At 37.7% G+C, this 17,360-nt stretch carries 18 protein-coding genes; 3 read left to right on the top strand and 15 right to left on the bottom strand.

Annotation, left to right across the window (positions count from 1 at the left end):
- Positions 1-66: 66 nt before the first annotated feature.
- The 5 genes from H9N25_RS14825 to carA form a co-directional block, all read right to left on the bottom strand.
- Positions 67-750 (bottom strand): FG-GAP repeat protein, encoded by a 684-nt coding sequence (locus tag H9N25_RS14825; protein WP_190326397.1) that lies wholly within the window; start codon positions 748-750, stop codon positions 67-69.
- Positions 751-804: 54 nt separating this feature from the next.
- Complete coding sequence (locus tag H9N25_RS14820; RefSeq protein ID WP_190326396.1) at positions 805-1,761, bottom strand: Fic family protein; 957 nt, start codon at positions 1,759-1,761, stop codon at positions 805-807.
- Between the two features lie 115 nt (positions 1,762-1,876).
- Positions 1,877-2,953: an ABC transporter permease gene (locus tag H9N25_RS14815; RefSeq protein WP_190326395.1), complete on the bottom strand. Its 1,077-nt coding sequence runs from the start codon at positions 2,951-2,953 to the stop codon at positions 1,877-1,879.
- A 180-nt stretch (positions 2,954-3,133) separates the two neighbouring features.
- Positions 3,134-3,898 carry an ABC transporter ATP-binding protein gene (locus tag H9N25_RS14810; RefSeq protein ID WP_167296732.1) on the bottom strand — a complete coding sequence of 255 codons (765 nt, stop codon included), beginning with the start codon at positions 3,896-3,898 and terminating at the stop codon, positions 3,134-3,136.
- Between the two features lie 213 nt (positions 3,899-4,111).
- On the bottom strand, positions 4,112-5,224 hold the full coding sequence (carA, locus tag H9N25_RS14805; protein WP_190326394.1) for a glutamine-hydrolyzing carbamoyl-phosphate synthase small subunit: 1,113 nt from the start codon (positions 5,222-5,224) through the stop codon (positions 4,112-4,114).
- Between the two features lie 278 nt (positions 5,225-5,502).
- Between carA and panB the strand changes: the two genes are divergently transcribed.
- The 3 genes from panB (at position 5,503) to H9N25_RS14790 (ending at position 7,616) form a co-directional block, all read left to right on the top strand.
- Positions 5,503-6,318, top strand: coding sequence for a 3-methyl-2-oxobutanoate hydroxymethyltransferase (gene panB, locus H9N25_RS14800; protein WP_167296730.1), 816 nt, complete (start codon positions 5,503-5,505; stop codon positions 6,316-6,318).
- Between the two features lie 103 nt (positions 6,319-6,421).
- Positions 6,422-7,108 (top strand): RluA family pseudouridine synthase, encoded by a 687-nt coding sequence (locus H9N25_RS14795; RefSeq protein WP_086547465.1) that lies wholly within the window; start codon positions 6,422-6,424, stop codon positions 7,106-7,108.
- Between the two features lie 82 nt (positions 7,109-7,190).
- The gene (locus H9N25_RS14790) at positions 7,191-7,616 is read left to right on the top strand and encodes a hypothetical protein (protein ID WP_190326393.1); all 426 of its coding nucleotides are present in this window, start codon (positions 7,191-7,193) and stop codon (positions 7,614-7,616) included.
- A 114-nt stretch (positions 7,617-7,730) separates the two neighbouring features.
- Here H9N25_RS14790 and H9N25_RS14785 read toward each other — a convergent pair whose 3' ends face one another.
- The 10 genes from H9N25_RS14785 to H9N25_RS14740 all read right to left on the bottom strand — a co-directional run bounded on the left by H9N25_RS14785 (position 7,731) and on the right by H9N25_RS14740 (position 17,357).
- Positions 7,731-9,041: a sensor histidine kinase gene (locus H9N25_RS14785; RefSeq protein WP_190326392.1), complete on the bottom strand. Its 1,311-nt coding sequence runs from the start codon at positions 9,039-9,041 to the stop codon at positions 7,731-7,733.
- Positions 9,042-9,204: 163 nt separating this feature from the next.
- Positions 9,205-9,882 (bottom strand): response regulator transcription factor, encoded by a 678-nt coding sequence (locus H9N25_RS14780; RefSeq protein ID WP_167296727.1) that lies wholly within the window; start codon positions 9,880-9,882, stop codon positions 9,205-9,207.
- Positions 9,883-9,939: 57 nt separating this feature from the next.
- Complete coding sequence (locus H9N25_RS14775) at positions 9,940-11,130, bottom strand: aspartate aminotransferase family protein (RefSeq protein WP_190326391.1); 1,191 nt, start codon at positions 11,128-11,130, stop codon at positions 9,940-9,942.
- A 70-nt stretch (positions 11,131-11,200) separates the two neighbouring features.
- Positions 11,201-11,641: a hypothetical protein gene (locus H9N25_RS14770; protein ID WP_190326390.1), complete on the bottom strand. Its 441-nt coding sequence runs from the start codon at positions 11,639-11,641 to the stop codon at positions 11,201-11,203.
- A 3-nt stretch (positions 11,642-11,644) separates the two neighbouring features.
- Positions 11,645-12,301 (bottom strand): hypothetical protein, encoded by a 657-nt coding sequence (locus H9N25_RS14765; RefSeq protein WP_190326389.1) that lies wholly within the window; start codon positions 12,299-12,301, stop codon positions 11,645-11,647.
- A gap of 33 nt (positions 12,302-12,334) precedes the next feature.
- Positions 12,335-12,895: an RNA polymerase sigma factor gene (locus H9N25_RS14760; RefSeq protein WP_167296723.1), complete on the bottom strand. Its 561-nt coding sequence runs from the start codon at positions 12,893-12,895 to the stop codon at positions 12,335-12,337.
- A 93-nt stretch (positions 12,896-12,988) separates the two neighbouring features.
- Complete coding sequence (locus H9N25_RS14755) at positions 12,989-13,945, bottom strand: transketolase family protein (protein WP_029274068.1); 957 nt, start codon at positions 13,943-13,945, stop codon at positions 12,989-12,991.
- A gap of 127 nt (positions 13,946-14,072) precedes the next feature.
- A complete protein-coding gene (locus H9N25_RS14750; RefSeq protein WP_167296722.1) occupies positions 14,073-14,918 on the bottom strand; it encodes a transketolase in 846 nt (281 codons plus the stop codon).
- A gap of 57 nt (positions 14,919-14,975) precedes the next feature.
- Positions 14,976-15,440 (bottom strand): thioredoxin-dependent thiol peroxidase, encoded by a 465-nt coding sequence (bcp, locus tag H9N25_RS14745; RefSeq protein WP_167296721.1) that lies wholly within the window; start codon positions 15,438-15,440, stop codon positions 14,976-14,978.
- A gap of 183 nt (positions 15,441-15,623) precedes the next feature.
- Complete coding sequence (locus H9N25_RS14740; protein ID WP_190326388.1) at positions 15,624-17,357, bottom strand: M23 family metallopeptidase; 1,734 nt, start codon at positions 17,355-17,357, stop codon at positions 15,624-15,626.
- Between the last annotated feature and the right edge of the window lie 3 nt (positions 17,358-17,360).

Raw genomic sequence — 17,360 nt, 5'->3', positions numbered from 1 at the left:
CTACGGCTAAAATAAAAAGGTAACGAAGGCAGAAATCCGTGTTAAACTGTGCTTGGTGAATTCTTATTATTGATTGTAATAATCTTTGATCTTGAATTTTTGCACGGTTCTTTTTATTTTTCCATCAACCAGTTTCTGAGTAATCACCGTAACGTTATCGGCGATGCTCGAATCTTCAATTACCGATGAGTCTTCGTATAATGCATTTTTTGCATCAAATTTGTAATTGATGGTTTTATCAAAACAACAGCCATCTTTTTGATGGATGGCAATTTGCCTTGTTTTTTTATCAATATCAAACATGCCCAGGTTTTCGCTGGCCAGTTTGGTGAGTTCCTTGCTAAGCAGGAATTTGTTTTCTTTTGATGATAAATAAACCTGGTATGATGGGCTGGCATAAGCACCATTATTACCATTTCTGATGGCAAGATCTTCAAAGCCGTCAAAATTAAAATCGCCAAAAATTAATGGTGTTTGGTATTTGCCAAGTTCCAGCCATCCAAGTTTAGCATTTTGAGTTTCAGTTAAGCTAAAATCTAGGTCTTCGGAGTGGAAAGTATCTATTTCTCTGTCTGTGGCCATATCGTAAATAATAATCGTGGCTTTCCCACTACAGGCATTCCCTTCACATTTATCAACAAAAATTTTAGCCTTGTATTGGTCAGAGCTGTTGTTTGCCAAGAATTTAAACTGTGCTTCCGAAGTATTGGCAATAAGTAAAATACCACAAAAGATGATCAAACTTTTCATTAAATTTTTTCGATAAAATTACGTCAATACCATCCACCGAAAAGTTAAAAAAGGTTAACGTTTTCTTTTGCGTGTTTTGATATAGCTTTGTACCGCAGACTTTGTAGTAAGCCAATCTCTGCCTTCTTTGTAGGCATCTATTTTGCCCTGTCTGGCCAATAGGCTCACATACTCTTGGCCATAGGGAACATCAGGCTCAGAAACGATATTTGATATTGGTTCATAATCGCCATAATTGTTTCCAGGCAATGCATTTACATAGATATTTAACGAACGCTCTAAGGCCTGTAACATTAATAAGCAAAGTTTATGGTAATTGCCTTTATTAGCTTGGTTAAGTGCTTCGTAGTATTTCTTTCTGTCATTTTTAAGGATAATAGCAGGGGGGAAGCCATTTCGCATGAGTAGTAAATTCATGGCAAGCCTCACGGTACGCCCATTCCCATCAAAAAAAGGATGGATCCAAACGAGTTTATGATGGAAAATACTAGATAATAGAATATCATTTAAGCCCAATGGGTTATCATTTACAAAGCTGATTAATTGATCTAATAAATCAGAAACCTTATTGGCATTGGGTGGTGTAAAGTTTGCGCCTACAATGCGCACACCGCCATTTCTTAAACGGCCCGCATATTCATCTTCAATGCTTCTAAGCACTAGGCCATGAAGCGATAAAATATCAATACTTCTGAGCGTATAGTTTTTATTAACTAAGGTGTAGAGGTAATCAATAGCTTTTTCGTGATTATAGGCTTCAAAATGTTCTCGTAACGATTTGCCTTTAACGGTCATGCCTTCTTGTAAAACCATTTGGGTTTCTTTCAGGCTTAGGGTGTTTCCTTCTATGCTGTTCGAGTTATAAGTCCACTCTAGGGTAAGGTCTTCTTTGATACGGTGTAGGGCACTATTAGGCAATGGCCTTGAAGTTTCTAACTTGGCCTTTTTTTCGTATAACCTTTCTATTTGCGGTAATAGCTCTTCTAAATCGCTTAAATCAAAATCCCACATTCCCAAAGGTAATAATTATCGGTTAGACTTAAAAATAAACATATCCGATACTAAATTTTTCTCCAAAAAAAAATGATAACGTATACGTTATCATTTCAAAATGTTTTTAAAGTGCTTATTCCCACTTAAATACTTTTACCGCTACTGCGTAAATGCCAATACCCCAAATTAATAGGATCATAATCTGGAATTTAACATCCCACAAACCTAAACCTTCAAAGGCTACCTTACGCATGGCATCGTTTAAATAGGTAAGCGGTAAGGCCCGGCTAATGGGTTGTAACCAGCTTGGAAAAGCTTCTATAGAAAAAAATGTTCCCGAAAGTAAAAACTGTGGTAAAGTAACGATGTTCGATATTGGAGGTACCATGCTTTCGCTTTTGGCAATACCCGAAATAATAAAACCAAAGCCCATAAATACGATAACACCAAGTGTGGCCAGTATAAGCATATTGACGACCGTTAGTGCACCATGTACAAGGGTAAAGCCAAAAAAGAAATGGCCAATTAAAATAATAAATAACGCACCAATTAAGGCAAAGCCAATACGGGCAACCCCTTCACCAATTACAATGCTCGAACGCTTTACCGGAGTTGCAAAAAAGCGCTTAATTACCAGGGTTTGGCGAAGACTTAAGAATACGAATGCTGTTCCGAAAACGCCTGTGCTTAATAGCGAAAAGCCCAGTTGACCTGGAAGGATAAAATCAATCGTTTTATATTCTCGGCCAGTAATGGTGCTTTCTTTAATTTCTGCTACTGTAGGTTTTAAGGTTTTATCGTAAAAGATATTGTTTAAAACTGATTTTAAAATCCCGCCTTTATCTCTCGATGCAGAAGTATAAACTACATTAACCGAATAGGCAGCAGAATTTACTTTTCTGTGCACATCAATCATGGCATCAACGTTGCCTTTTTCAAGTAATTTATCAAACTCGGCTTTTGATTTATCTTTTACCAAACGGATCATGCCTGTTTTTTCTAGCATGCCCATCACTGGGTTGTTAACGTCTGAGCCAGGGGTAACGCCCACATCGATACGTGTTCCACCGCCACCCAAAAAGCCAAAAACGAGGATAAATATCAAAGGGAAAGCCAGGGTAAAAACCACCGCCGAAGGGCTCCGCATAATCGACCGGAAACTCGCTTTGGCAAGGGCCAGGGTTGCTGTAAGGTTGTTATATTTTTTCATTTACTATTTGATTAATAGTTGTGCTGTTTTATGTTCTTAAACCCGATTGTAGTGTAAATCCTTTTTGTTCTAGATGTTTTTATTACCTGTTCATAAGATTTACAAAAAGATTGTAACGAAAAGCGGGAGTAACATTAATTGGAATGCTGCCCTTGCTTTTCAAAAAAAATAGAATTTAAATTATTCTCTCCATTCCTGACCTGTTAGATTAATGAAAACATCCTCCAGATTGGCTTTTTTAACCTCTTTTTTGCGTTCAAAACCGCTGCTCACTAATTTATCTATTAAATTATCAGGAGTATCCAGCGCGATAATCTGACCACGTTCTACAAAAGCTACGCGATCACAAAGCTGTTCGGCTTCGTCCATATAGTGAGTGGTAATAACCACAGTTGTTCCTGCATCGCGGATTTCTGTAATCAGGTCCCAGAGATTTCTGCGGGCCTGTGGATCTAGACCTGTTGTAGGTTCATCCAAAAAAATAATCTTCGGTTGGTTAATGAGTGTTGTAGCTATAGAAAAACGCTGCTTTTGTCCGCCTGAAAGCGCTTTGTATTTAGCTTTGGCTTTATCTTGGAGGTTTACTTTCTCCAGCATCTCCATGGGTTTGATGTTGGCGCCATATAGACCGGCAAAAAGTTCGATCAGTTCGATCAGGTTGAGATTTGGATAATAACCCGCAGCCTGTAGCTGTACACCTATAATCTGTTTAATGTCTTGTGGTTGTTTATCTACAGAAAAACCATCTACAATAATTTCACCCGATGTTTTAGCTCTCAAAGTTTCAATAATTTCGAGGGTCGTGGTTTTTCCAGCGCCATTAGGGCCAAGCAGACCGAAAATCTCATGCTCATATACCTCAAAACTAAGCCCTTGAACGGCCACGAAATCATCGTATTTTTTTACCAGGTCTTTCACACTGATAATGGCTTTTTTTGTTTCCATGTTGCGAATGTAAGGAGCTTTAAATGAATAGGAAATGAATTTTTGGATACATAGTCGAAAATGTCGGTAAAATGATGTTTTATACAGGCGAAAATAGATTATAAAAGAAATCTGCGGATCAACAGCTTGTTTTTGCCGCAAATCCGCAGATCATATTATTGTATTTTCGCCTTTAAACTTTGGTCTTTAAGCTTTAGTCTTTCAACCTTAACCCTACCACGCTAGCGCACCTTTCATTACATCAACAAAATCATCGAATAAGTAACGCGAATCGTGTGGGCCTGGAGAAGACTCAGGGTGATATTGAACCGAAAATGCTTTTTTACCTTTAACACGGATTCCTTCGATTGATTTATCGTTTAAGTTAACGTGGGTAATCTCTACTTTATCGGAGTTTCTAACCTCATCAGGAATTACCCCAAAACCGTGGTTTTGAGAAGTAACTTCGCAATGATTTTTAATGATGTTTTTTACAGGGTGGTTTAATCCGCGGTGACCATTAAACATTTTCATGGTGCCAATGCCGTTCGCCTCGGCCAATAACTGGTGACCTAAGCAGATACCGAACAATGGCTTGTCTGCCGCTAAAATTTCCGTGATCGTTTCTACAGCATATGGCATTACCGATGGATCGCCAGGGCCATTTGAAATAAAGTAGCCGTCAGGGTTAAATTTTTCCATTTCGGCAAAAGTAGTTTTAGCCGGGAAAACCTGAACGTAAATATCGCGGTTTTCGAAATTGCGCAAAATGTTTTTCTTGATACCTAAATCTAAAGCAGCCACTTTTAAGCTTGCTTCAGGGTTACCGTAAAAATATGGTTCAGTTGTACTTACTTTAGAAGAAAGCTCTAAGCCTTCCATAGAAGGTACTTCAGCCAGTTTTTGTTTTAACTCTTCAATATCGGTGATTTCAGAAGAAATAATTGCATTCATTGCGCCTTTATCTCTAATGTGGCGAACCAATGCACGGGTGTCGATATCAGAAATGGCTACCAGGTTATCATTCTGGAAATAATCCTGAATAGATTCTGTCGCTTCTTTACGGCTATAAACAATGTTGTAATTTTTGCAAACTAAACCAGCAATTTTGATCGAACCTGATTCGATTTCGTCTTTATGGATACCATAATTACCAATGTGAGCATTGGTGGTAACCATTATCTGTCCAAAATAACTTGGATCAGTAAAAATTTCCTGGTAACCTGTCATCCCGGTATTAAAACAGATTTCGCCAGTAGTGGTGCCAATTTTTCCGGCAGCTTTGCCGTAAAAAACTGTGCCATCGGCCAGTAATAAAATCGCAGGTAACTTGGTGTAGTTAGTCATGGTAATTACAATATGGATTTTGATTTAAAAAAGAGTTGAAAAAAGAATGGCTTTCGGCATTAAAGCCGTTTTTGCAGGGTGCAAAAAAAGATGAATATATCCCTTCCATTTCGGGGTACAAAGATAGAATTTTAGATTGGGAATGTAAAGAGAAAAGTGAAATAAGGTGAAAGGTTTAGGCTGTAGGGTATAAGATGACTCAGTCCTAAACCTTATGCCTCAAACCTTATACCTTTTTAAAGAAAAAACGATACTTTTGGCAACACAAAACAAATCCCATGTCGGTACATAAAGAAATCAAACGCATCACCACGCACATTTTACAGGAAATGAAACAACGTGGTGAAAAAATATCTATGTTAACGGCCTACGATTATTCGATGGCAACTATCCTAGATGATGCAGGATTAGACGTTTTACTTGTTGGCGATTCTGCTTCAAATGTAATGGCTGGTCATGAAACTACTTTGCCTATAACCCTAGATCAGATGATTTATCATGCTGCATCTGTAATAAGGGCCGTTAAACGGGCTTTCGTTGTAGTTGATTTACCTTTTGGCTCTTATCAGGGAAACTCGAAGGAAGCTTTGAACTCGGCAATAAGGATTATGAAAGAATCGGGGGCTCATGGCGTTAAATTGGAAGGCGGTGAAGAAATTATCGAATCTGTTCAACGCATCATCACAGCGGGAATTCCTGTAATGGGACACTTGGGCTTAACACCACAGTCTATTTATAAATTCGGCACCTATACTGTTCGCGCTAAGGAAGAAGAAGAAGCCAATAAGTTAAAAACAGATGTTTTGGCTTTACAGGCTGCTGGTTGCTTTGCAATCGTGTTGGAGAAAATTCCTGCTGCACTAGGTAAAGAAGTTACAGAAAGCCTGCATATCCCAACTATTGGTATTGGTGCTGGACCAAACTGCGATGGACAGGTTTTGGTGGTAAATGATATGATTGGTTTAACCAAAGGATTTAAGCCCCGTTTTTTACGCCAGTATATAAATCTTTACGACGAAATTTTGGGTGCAGCGCAATCGTACATCCGCGACGTAAAAGGAAATGATTTCCCGAACGAGAAAGAACAATATTAACCTCAAACCCCTAAATGGGCCTTTATTACAAGAGGTTAATATTTAAAAAATAAATCAATATATAATTAAATTTAAGTTCCCCTTTAGGGGCCGGAGGGGTTAAATGCCAATTACCGATAACGACATCCTTTTTGAAGACAATCATTTAATCGCTATTAACAAAAGAGCAGGTGATATTGTGCAGGTTGATGAAACTGGCGATGAGCCTTTGGATGAACAGGTGAAAAAGTATATCGCTAAAAAGTACAATAAACCCAATGGTGCTTTTTTAGGGGTAGTACACCGTTTAGACCGACCGGTGAGTGGTGTAATTTTGTTTGCTAAAACCAGTAAGGCTTTAGAACGGATGAATGCTGTTTTTAAAAACAGGGAAGTAAAGAAAACCTATTGGGCAGTGGTGAAGAACAAGCCAGAGAAAGAATCGGCTACTTTGGTGCATTGGCTGGTGAAAAACCCGCAGAAAAATGTGGTTTCTTATTATAATACAGAAGTTACTGGCAGCCAGCGGGCCGAGCTTTCTTATAAAGTAAAAGCCAAGGTTGGCGATTATTATCTTTTGGAGGTTGATCCTTTAACAGGCCGATCGCACCAGATTAGGGTTCAGCTATCATCAATGGGCTGCCCGATTATGGGTGATAATAAATATGGTTATCCGCGAGGAAGCAGAAAAGGAAGTATTTGCCTACATGCGCGGCGCTTACAGTTTATACACCCGGTAAAAAAAGAACCTGTAAACATATTCGCCAAATTACCTGTTGATGGGTTTTGGGAACGGTTTGAGGATTTATAGACAAAATTATCTCTTGATTAATCGGGCTTTTAATGATTTGGCACAATATTTAGTCATCTTTCGGCTAAAAACTAAATCCATCATGAAAAACACCTTCTTATCAATTGCTGCAGTAGGTCTGCTGGCTTCTACATTAGTATCGTGCGATAGTACTAAAAAAACAGAAACGACCAAAGACTCAAGCGAAATTTCTGCTAATGGAGACACCATTACGAAAGTAACTACAAAAACAACTGAAACCGTTAAAACAGATGTTCCGACTTTCTCAAGTGAAGAAGTAAATAAAGGCCTTGCTGAATATAGCAAATTAAAAGATGAATATGTTGTAGCGGTAAAAAGTAAAAACGCTGCTGAAATTAAAGCCATAAGCGATAAATACACTGCTTGGGCAAATCAGGCAACGGGCTGGGCAAGTAAGCTAAAGCCAGATGAAATACAAAAATATTCTGATTACGTGCTTAAGTTAAGCGAGGAGTGGTCGAAAGCAGCAACCGATGCTGTAAAGTAGTTGAAAAAGTTAAAAAAGGTTGCATCTTTAATTGGTGTAACCTTTTGTTTTATTAACGAAACTCTACCGAATACAAAAAAATCTATTTCTTTGTACCCCTTATTTTAGCTGGTTTTATTTTGAAAAAAACAGCGAAATGCTGGTTCCTTTGTGTTCTTCAGATTTAATATCGACCTCTATTTTATGGAAACGGGCAATACTTTGCACAATAGCGAGCCCTAAGCCAAAGCCATTTTCTTCGGTATTTCCCCTTTTAAAACGATCGAATGCATTTTCTACAAGTGCCATACTCATGCCGGATCCGGTATCGCTAATGGAAATGATATATTTTTCTGCTTCGGTTTTATCTGTTATGGTAATGGAACCGCCCACAACATTGTACTTTATCGCATTATTGATAATGTTGATTAGAAGTGTATGTATCAGTGCTTTATTTCCGGTGAAATGAAAATCCTTCGAGAGGTTGGCATTATAGCTGATGTTTTTATCCACTATTCGATCTTCCAGGTCTTCATATATATCATCTATTTCGCGTTTAAGGCTAATTTCTTCTGTTTTTAGGTATTGATTGTTTTCTACTTTCGAAATAAGTAACAAACTGTTAATGATCACCTTTAAGCGGTTCAGGGTTTTTAATGATGCATATATCTTATTTTCGTGCTCCACAGGAATGCCAGGTGTGTTGAGCATGTTTTCGAAACGTGTACTTAAAATTGAAATTGGGGTAAGTAGTTCGTGCGAAACGTTAGCAATAAACTGCTTTTCTAAGGCGAAAAGTGTGTTTATTTTACGCATAAGAGAATTTATGCTGTTATCCAAGATTTTAAAATCGTTGGTAGTGGTTGGTATATTCTGATAGTTGTAGTGAGATGGATCGTCAACCAGATTAATTTTTTTATCGATAATTTGATAAAAGGGTTTCAATAAGAAGTTGGAAAAAGTAAAGTCGGTTACAAGGGTAATCAGTAAGGCAGCAACCAGTACAATCAGCATATAAAAACGGATCGAATTTTTAATGGACTGGAGGGCGGTCATTGTTTCTCCAATCTCCAGGTTATACCAGTTTGTATGATAAGAAAATTTATAATTCAGTATTCTGTATACCTCAATATCACCTTCAATTTCCCTCTTTTCGGTAAATACCTTCGCTGTAGAATCTTTTTGATTGTCTGGAATGTCTGTTAGAACAATAAATTCTTCTTTTAATATGTTATAATCGGTAAAAGATTGCTGTTTATTTAATAGGCTGTCGATTTCATCATCATTTAAGTGCTTAATAATTTTATTCTTTTTTTTGATCAGACGGTTATCAAACTGGTTGTAGGCAAGTCTGTCAAGCGAGAATAGAATGATGGCACCCAATACCAAAATGATGGCAATTTTGGTTATCGCATTATATAAAGAAAATTTAACCTGTAACTTCATTTATATGGATGATGTTTGACATGATGCTTTATTGGGTAATGGGTTAACTGGTTAATTGTTTAAATCGGTTAATTAAATTTTTGTATTTGTTAAATTGCTAACTGCAAACTGCTGATTGAAAATTACAACCCACTAAGCTTCCGACCTCCAACTTTCTAACTCATTAGCAATTAATCCTGTATCCAATACTCCTTACGGTTTCAAACCAATCTATTGGGCTAATTCCTGCAAGTTTTTTTCGCAGATTTTTAACATGCACATCTACAAAGTTCGAATCAGAATTAACTTCTAAAATATCACCCCAAACATGTTCAGTTAAGCTCATTCTCGATACCACCCGGTTTTTGTTCAACACCAAATAGTTAAATATTTCGAATTCCTTTTTGGTAAGGTTTAATCTTTCATCACCAAAAGAAACGGTTCTATTCTGAATATTGAGCAAGAAGTTGTGGATGTTTACCTCGTTTTTCTCCAATTTGTGTTTTCTACGGGTAATCGCGTGCATACGCGCTAAAAGTTCGTTTAACGAAAATGGCTTCGGTAAATAATCATCTGCACCTTCATCAAGGCCTTTAATGCGGTCATCAACAGCACTACGGGCAGTTAAAATGATTACGGCATCATCTCGGTCTTTCGTAGATTTTAATTGTTTCAAAATGTCGAAGCCATCGCCATCTGGCAAACCCAGATCTAACAAAATGAAATCGTAATTGTTTACAAATATCTTTTCTTCTGCAGAAGATTTTTTCCAGGCATGTTCTACAATAAATCCTTCTTTACTCAAGAATTCGTCCATTTCAAGTGCCAGGCTCTTTTCATCTTCAACGATTAATACATTCATTTCAGCTAACAGTTAGTAGTTTTATTTTTCAGCATTTTAAGCTATGCCCCATGCTTTTTACCCTGCAACTAAGTTAATATTTTTTAAGATGGTCTTGCAAGCTTCTTTAATTTCTTCTTTTGTAATAATTAAAGGAGGGGCAATGCGCATAGAATTGCTGCAATGTAAAAACCAGTCAGACAGTACGCCGTCTAAGATACAGGCATCGATGATTTTTTTATTGATCTCGAAATTCTCAAACTCAATAGCAAGCATCAAACCTTTTCCTCTAATTTCTTTAATGGCAGGATGTTGAAGGAGCTGTTTAAATAATTGCCCTTTTTCTTCTACTTCATCAACAATGAGATCATCAACCAAGGTACGTAAGGTTGCCAAACCGGCAGCGCAACAAACCGGATGACCACCAAAAGTAGTCATGTGACCCAAAATTGGTGTATGCGATAATACCGACATTATTTCCAATGAACTGATAAAAGCACCGATTGGCATTCCACCACCAATTCCTTTCGCCAGGAGCAGTACATCAGGCACTACATTATAATGCTGGAAGGCAAACATTTTACCACTGCGGCCAAAGCCAGATTGTATTTCGTCGAAGATTAATAAAGTTCCGGTTTCTGTACATTTTGCACGCAAAGCTTTCATATAGTTTAAATCGGCAACCCTTATTCCGGCTTCACCTTGTATAGGCTCGATAAAAACAGCAGCGATTTCTGAAGTGATTTTTTCGAGATCATCAACATTGTTATGTTCAATAAAACTTACGTGAGGCAAGAAAGGACCATAGCCAGAAGAGTAGAAATCACTTTCCATTAAACTTTCTGCTCCTTGCGTACTGCCGTGGTAAGCATTTTTGCAGGCAATAAACCCTTTTCTGCCAGTATACCGTTTAGCCAGCTTCATGGCACCTTCTACAGCCTCGGTTCCTGAGTTTAAAAAGTAGGTGCAACTTAAACTTTCGGGTAAAATATCGGCAAGGGCTTTGGCAAAATTTACCTGAGGCGTTTGTACATATTCGCCATAAACCATCAGGTGCATATAAGTTTCTGCCTGATCTTGAATAGCCTTCACTACCGCAGGATGGCAATGGCCAACATTACTTACACCAATACCGGCAATAAGATCGATGTGTTTTTTGTTTTGTGCATCGTAAATGTAGATTCCTTTTGCTCTTACAAATTCGAGCATAAGCGGCTCTGGAGAGGTTTGTGCATTGTGTTGTAAAAACAACTGACGTTGGGTAAGCATGGTACAAAAGTACGGAATTGAAAGAGTGCTTTAAAACAAAAAAGACCTACATTGCTGTAAGCCTTTTTCTTTATTGCCTTTGGCCGCCTTTAAATCTATTGAGTAACTCGCGTTTAAACCCTTCCTGCGCCCGGTAAAACTTTCCAACAATTTTTATCGGCAATACCGATTTAAGTTTGTTGTAATATTTTTTATCAAGATTAAGATCTTTTTGCTTGAAATCGAATTCGCTGGTAATTAAACTTTGTACCTGTGCATCGGTTAGATTATCTATTTCAGTCGTTTTTCTGAAAGAGATCATTTTCTGCATCCGTTCTTTGCGTAAGGCAGCTTGTTCTGCCTGCATATCGTTATAAATTGGCCAGAAAATCTTAGCCTCTTCTGGCGATAAATCCAGTTTTTGAGTGAAAAAAGCTATTTTAAGTGATTCTATTTCTTCTGCCTTTGGCCTTTGTGCCAATAGGCTTGTAGGTAATAAAAACATTAAAGCAACAAAAAGTAAATTCTTCATTTCTTAATTATTTAGTTCCTGAGATAAATCACTTGAAGAGAAATTACTCAAGATATAGTTTTCCATTTCTGTATCTGAGGCAGAAGTAGTTTTTATATTAGATGATGTAGTATTTTGCGCTTCTAAATGATCAATGATTGTACTTTCATCAATATCATATAATAGTTGTTCGTTTATTGCTTCCGGTGATTGTACCTGTTGAGCTGTCGTAATTGAGCTGTTCTGGTAAAAATAAACACCAATCGAGGTCATTAATAAGAAACATGCTGCACTTGTATATTTAACAATGTTGCGTCTCCATAAAGGAATAACTTTAACCTCCTTTTTAGGCGCTGATGCTGCAATCTTATCGGCAATTCTAGTCTGCAGCGTGTCGAAATAATTTTCGGGTACTGCAAAGGCTTGTTTTGCCTTAGGCATTTCGGAAAGGGCAATCCGGATTTGAATGCGTTCCGTTAAATCTTCAAAATAATTCTGCGGAACTTCAAAATTATTGTCACTGGTTTTCTGTTTCAATCCATTTAAAAAGACAGCAGAAAAAATGGCCTCATCACAATTTTCGAAATATCCATCAGGAACGGAGAAAGGATTGCGTTTCCCCATTGCCGCAAGTGCAGGGGCTTCGTTCATCCAATCATTATTTTCTATATTTTCGTTCATCACAGATATATGATACAATTAAAGTGAAAAGGTTTAATAGTCTATTTCATCATTTGTAATAAAAGCTTCAATTTTTTTTGCGGCAATGTGAAACGATGCCTTTAGCGCGCCTACCGAGGTTCCTAAAACTTCCGAAATCTCTTCATATTTCATATCATCAAAATATTTCATATTGAAGATAATCCGTTGTTTTTCGGGTAGGGTAAGGATTGCTTTTTGCAGTTTAAGCTCAAGCTTATCGCCGTTAAAATAAGATGATGCCACCAGATTGTCGGCCAGTTCAGATGAAACTTCATCTAAAGGAGTATTGTTTTTTTGTTTTTGCTTGTTTAAAAAAGTAATCGATTCGTTTGTAGCGATGCGGTATATCCAGGTATACAATTGTGAATCACTTCTGAATTTATCGAGGTTTTTCCAAACTTTAACAAATACTTCCTGCAAAAGGTCATCGCAGTCATCGTGGTTTAGCACCAATCTCCTAATGTGCCAGTATATTTTTTGCTGGTATTTTTTTAACAACAGGTTAAAGGCTTCATTACGCGTGCGCTCGACAGCAAACATGGTAAGAATTTCTGAATCTTCAACTTGTTTCATTCTATCTCTAGATTTGAGATGTGAGAATTGAGATATGAGAATTGGATATGAGATTCGATCTCATATCTCAATTCTCATATCTTTATCTCAAATCTATTTTTTCCTGCCAATTACTTTTTGAACAGCTTCAACAATGTTTACAGCATCTAAGCCATATTTAGACATTAACTGATCTGGTGTTCCGCTTTCGCCAAAAGTATCGTTAGTGGCTACAAACTCTTGTGGAGTTGGCAATTCAGTAGTTAACAAACGTGCTACACTTTCGCCTAGGCCACCAAATTTATTGTGCTCTTCGCAGGTAACCACACAGCCTGTTTTCTTAACTGATTTTAAGATGGCTTCGTCATCCAAAGGTTTAATGGTGTGGATATTAATAATTTCAGCGTCAATACCCAATTCAGCTAATTTTTCACCAGCCTCAATCGCTTTCCAAACCATATGGCCTGTAGCAATAATAGTCACATCTGTTCCTTCGTTAACCATCCATGCTTTACCGATCTCAAATTTTTGATCCGGATCTGTAAAAACAGGGATTACCGGGCGACCAAAACGTAAATAAACCGGACCTTCATATTCTGCAATGGCCATTGTTGCTGCTTTGGTTTGATTGTAATCGCAAGGATTGATTACTACCATTCCTGGCAACATTTTCATTAAACCGATATCTTCTAAGATCTGGTGTGTTGCACCATCTTCGCCTAAGGTTAAACCAGCATGTGATGCACAGATTTTAACGTTTTTGTTAGAATAAGCTACTGATTGACGGATTTGATCGTAAACACGGCCAGTAGAGAAGTTGGCAAAAGTACCTGTAAAAGGAATTTTACCACCTATGGTCATACCTGCTGCAATACCGATCATGTTTGCTTCGGCAATACCAACTTGTGTAAAACGCTCAGGAAAATCTTTAATAAAAGCATCCATTTTAAGCGATCCAACTAAATCGGCACATAAGGCAACCACATTTTCGTTTTTCTTTCCAGCCTCATGCAGGCCAGCACCAAAACCCGAACGTGTATCTTTTTTTTCTGTATATGTATATTTTTTCACGTTTTTTATATTTTTAATTAGCTGCGTTCAAAATTGCTTCGCAGGTTTTCATACCCCAAAGCCCTAAAGGGGCTCTATTTGTAGTTAAAATTAAAAGTTATTTACTCCCCCTTTTAGGGGAGAAGGGCTAATAGTCCCCTAAAGTTTCTGGTAATTGCGCTAATGCTGCTGCTAATTGCTCATCATTTGGCGCTGTACCATGCCATTTGTGCGTACCCATCATATAATCTACACCAGCACCCATCTGCGTGCTCATTAAATTCAAAATCGGCTTGCCTTTTCCGGTTAAGGTTTTAGCATAATGTAAACCTTCCACTATAGCTTGCATATCATTACCGTCTGTATTAATTACATGCCATCCGAAAGCTTCGAATTTAGCTTGTAAATCATCTAGGGCAAGAACTTTACTTGTGGGACCATCAATTTGCTGTCCGTTGTAATCAACCGATGCGATTAAATGATCAACTTTATTAAATGGGGCGAACATAGCTGCTTCCCAGTTTTGTCCTTCCTGTAATTCTCCATCACCCAATAAGGCAAAAATGGTAGATTTATCGCCATTTAGCCTTTTAGCTAATGCAGCACCAATGGCAACTGATAAGCCTTGGCCTAATGAACCTGAAGCGATGCGGATACCAGGCAAATGTTCATGTGTAGTTGGGTGACCTTGTAATCTGGAATCTAGTTTACGGAAAGTTGCCAGTTCACTTTTATCGAAAAAACCAGCATGAGCCAATGTGCTGTACCAAACAGGAGAAATATGTCCGTTCGAAAGGAAGAATAAATCTTCGCCAGCGCCTTCCATCGTGAAGTCGGTTTTGTAGTTCATTACTTCAAAGTATAATGCAGTAAAAAAATCTGCGCATCCAAGTGAGGCACCAGGGTGGCCAGACTGACATCCATGAACCATTCTTACGATATCTCTTCTGATTTGAGAGGCAATATCTTCTAGCTCTTTAATTGTATGTTTCATTAAAATAAGAGGTTGTTGTTATATAACAAAGGTAATATTTTACCCGCTATATCATAATTAGTTATTGATTAAATTGAGTACTTGTTGTGTTGAGTTTTTTGTGTCAACTTTTTTGATGATATGGATGATTTTTCCATCGCCATCTATAATAAAAGTTGTGCGAACTGTACCCATATATTTTTTGCCATACATGTTTTTCTCTGCCCAAACACCATAATCATTTACAATTTTCTGATCGGTATCTGCCAGTAAGGTAAATGGCAAATTATGTTTGGTTACAAATTTCTGGTGCGATTTTTCATCATCAACACTAACGCCTAAAACTACAATGCCCTTGGCCTGTAAACCTTGATAGTTATCTCTGAAATCACAAGCTTCGGCGGTACAGCCAGGAGTATCGTCTTTCGGATAAAAGTAAAGCACAACTGTTTTGCCTTTATAATCGCTTAAAGAAACATCAATACCATTTTGATCTTTTGATGTAATTGCTGGTGCCTGATCACCTTCTTTTAACTCTGCCATAATTATTGGTTAATCGGTTAACGGTTTAAATCGGTTAATCGCTATTGTTAACCGCAGTGCAATTTAAACAGTTTAAGCTGTTATAGTGTTCGATATATGTTAAAAGATGACATTTTTTGGTTTAAAACATGGATTTTGATGTCGACTTGATCTTTAAATCCATCAATCCTCAAAATCTTGTATCTATTTAAAAAATGTTACCGTGTATTTCCGTGTATTTTCTTTCATGTCTGCCACAACCAGTTCAAGTGTATGTTTCCCTGAAGCTGTTCTTTCGTCGAAACTGTGCCATAGCGTTGCCGTTTTAGCATCGAATTCCATCAACGCCCACTTGCCATCAATATAGCCATTAAAACTTTTTATTCCGGATAGATTATCGCTGATCTTAAAAAATATTTTAGATAAACCGGCCATATTTTTCCCTTCCGAGATATTTACGGGTACTATCCTCGGTGCAATGGTATCAATGGCAATATAAAAGCTGCCAAAGTTTTTTGGAGTAGCTTTAACATACCCATTCTCGAAAAAACCGCCTTGAGATGAACCATTAGAATTTACAATTAATGCTTTACTCCTCAGGTTCTCCGGCAGATTATCAGCTTTGATTGAGATATCGAAACCGACATGCAGTGGCGTATACTTATTGTGAATCTGATGTACAGCCGACCAGGCATTACCAACCGGTTTAGGCAATTTTTTATAAGTGAAGTTTAAATCACTATACAATGTCCCGAGTGGGAAAACCACCTTAATATCATCGGCATTAAATTCATTCACTTTATTATACGGATAAATTATCCCTGCAGGAACGCTTGCTTTTGCTATGGGTTCTAAACCCGCATTTACTGTAAAAGGTAATACAGCTGAATTTCCTTTGGAATCGGTAACGATATAACGAAGCTGATGTGTGGCACCGTCGTTGAAATTAATCCGTCCGCTATTGACTAAACCACTGTAAATTTTTAATGGGTTGCCAGGCTCAATAAAACTTTTCTGGATACTTCTTTTAGTATTTAAGTAGACAGGGTAATCGATATGCGAATTAATTGCTTTACTGTCTTCGAAGGCAAAACGTTCAAGAGCAGAAGTATATACTTTCTTGCCATCTACCTCTAACTGAATGGAATATACTCCATTGGTGCCTGATAAACCATTATGTCTGTCAGTTACCACGATACCGAAGCCAACCTCACCAGTTAAGCTAATAGGTGCAGTAGTTTTATAACTGCCATTTGTTCCACTAATGCTAATGGCCTGTTTTGGTATATTTTCATTAAAGGTTTTGCCATTTAAGCGGTATACATACAAGCCATGAATAACAGGGGGGATATTATCGGGTATGATGATCCCGAAAAACTGTGGATTTATGGTTTCTTCAGTTTTGGTATCTCTGATTTCGAAATGTAAATGTGGACCGCCAGAGCTGCCACGGTTACCAGACCAGGCAATAATTTCGCCTTTATGTACTGGAATTAATGTGGCATCAGGAAATTCATCAATCTCAAAAGACTTCTTTTCATATTCGAGATTTTTAACAATTGTGGCAATTTTTGGGGCGAAACGCTGTAAGTGGCCGTAAACCGTGGTAAAACCATTAGGATGATTGATGTACAATGCCTGCCCAAAACCACTGTTCTGAACCCTTAACCTCGAAATATATCCGTCTGCAACTGCATAAACAGGATAACCTTCGCGTTGGTTGGTCCTGAAATCAATTCCAGAATGGAAGTGGTTGCCTCTGATCTCTCCAAAAGAACCTGCCAGGGCAGGGGGGCTAATATCTAAAGGCTGCCTGAAATCTGTAATCGGGTACTTATTCGTGCTGAAAATCTGTTGTGCCTGAACAAAGGTTGAAGCAAATAAAAGGTAAATTGAAATGGAAAATTTTAACTTGGAGTGGATCGGGTTTTTAATCATTCG

Source organism: Pedobacter riviphilus, assembly GCF_014692875.1.
In the GTDB taxonomy this organism is placed as follows: Bacteria; Bacteroidota; Bacteroidia; order Sphingobacteriales; family Sphingobacteriaceae; genus Pedobacter; species Pedobacter riviphilus.
Note: the sequence above shows the minus strand (reverse complement) of the source record. Positions and strands in the feature narration are given on the sequence as shown.